The following is a 1447-nucleotide window of genomic DNA, read 5'->3' as shown; positions in this document are numbered from 1 at the left end:
GCCGCGAGCCCCGCGCGGGTGCGCTCGCGGATCAGGGCGCGCTCGAACTCCGCCACCGCGCCCAGGATCTGCAGCACCAGCGTGCCGGAAGGGCCGGCGGTGTCGATCGGGTCGGCGAGCGAGCGGAACCCGGCCCCCCTCGCCTGCAGCCGAGCCAGCACGGCGAGGAGGTGCGCGAGCGAGCGCGCCAGGCGGTCGAGCCGGACGACCACGAGCGTGTCGCCGCGCCGGATCCGCGCCAGGAGCCGGGCGAGCTCCGGCCGGGTGGCAGCGGCGCCGGAGGCGGTCTCGGCGACGATCTCGGTGCAGCCGGCGGCTTCGAGGGCCTGCCGCTGGGCGGCGAGGTCCTGGTCGGCGGTCGAGACGCGGGCGTAGCCGATCAGCGCCATGCGCCGTTCATATGCTGGAAGTGCTTTGCAAACCACCGATTGGAAAAGCGTCTGAAACGGAATGGACATGCCGGGCGCGCCGCGGCGTGGCGGTCGGGCCACGGTCCTGATGTCCCGAAAGCCTGATTTCAGGAAAGACGGAATTCCAGCTTGCCATAAGGACGTCTTTCCGGGTTTCCTTCTAGCCGGATTTCCGGCGCAAGCCGTGGCGGCAGGAGAGGGGCATGGCGATCATCACCTTCGCCCAGGTGAAAGGCGGCAGCGGCAAGACCACGCTCGCGAAATGCACGGTCGCGGAGTTCGTCGCGCGCGGCGGGCGCGTCGCGGCGATGGATCTCGACCCGAACCGCCCGCTCGGGCGGTTCTTCGCGCGCATCCCCGAACTCGCCTCCGTCGAGGTCGCGGTGCCCGACGGCGAGCGGCGCGTCAGCGGTCTCGCGCGCGGGCTCGCGGCCCGCCACGAGACGGTGGTGATCGACCTCATGGGGGCGGCGACCAACGACACCCAGGTGGCGATGGCGCTCTCGGATCTCGTCATCGTGCCCTCGCAGATGAGCGAGGACGACTTCCGCGGCGGCATCGAGACTTGGCGCCAGATCGAGGAGGCGGAAGCGGTGGCGCGCCGGCCGATCGCGCGCGCCGTCCTGATGGTGCGCACCTCCGCCGGAGCGGTGCGGCCGCGCGTCGAGGGCTTCCTGCGCGAGGCCTACGAGAAGGCCGGCGCGCGCGTGCTGGGCGCGAGCTTCGGCGAACGGACGGTGTGGAAGGAGATGAGCTACGCCCACTGGGTGCCGCCGCTGCACGACCGCGAGAGCCATGCGGCGCAGAACTTCGCCGCGATCTTCGACGAGATGCTGGCGCTGCTCGCCGCGCTGCCGGCGGATGCGGCGGCCTGACGGGGAGGGGGGCGGGATGACGCAGGGGGTGCGCCGGCCCGGGCTGCAGCCGCCGGCGATCGAGCCGCCGGCGCGGCCGCGCGTCGCGGCGCGCCTCCTGGTGGGCGCGCGCGACCGGCTCGAGGACCGGATCGTCGCCGACCTGCCCGCCGTGCTCCGGCC

The 1447-nt window shown here is 73.3% G+C and carries 2 protein-coding genes; one reads left to right on the top strand and one right to left on the bottom strand.

The annotated features are described in order from the left end of the window. Window positions 1–389: recombinase family protein (locus FK498_RS18650; protein WP_141857194.1), on the bottom strand; the 389-nt coding region annotated here is incomplete at its 3' end. 224 nt (window positions 390–613) lie between these two features. Between FK498_RS18650 and FK498_RS18645 the strand changes: the two genes are divergently transcribed. Continuing rightward, the gene (locus FK498_RS18645; RefSeq protein WP_141857192.1) at window positions 614–1285 is read left to right on the top strand and encodes a ParA family protein; all 672 of its coding nucleotides are present in this window, start codon (window positions 614–616) and stop codon (window positions 1283–1285) included. Window positions 1286–1447: the final 162 nt, after the last annotated feature.

The sequence above is a fragment of the Elioraea sp. Yellowstone genome, assembly GCF_006704265.1.
GTDB lineage: Bacteria > Pseudomonadota > Alphaproteobacteria > Acetobacterales > Acetobacteraceae > Elioraea.
The sequence above is the reverse complement of the archived record's forward strand: the minus strand, read 5'-3'. Positions and strand labels throughout refer to the sequence as shown.

Excerpts from the sequence above, each read along its gene's own strand:
- FK498_RS18645 (WP_141857192.1), top strand. The coding sequence starts at position 614 with ATGGCGATCATCACCTTCGCCCAGGTGAAAGGCGGCAGCGGCAAGACC.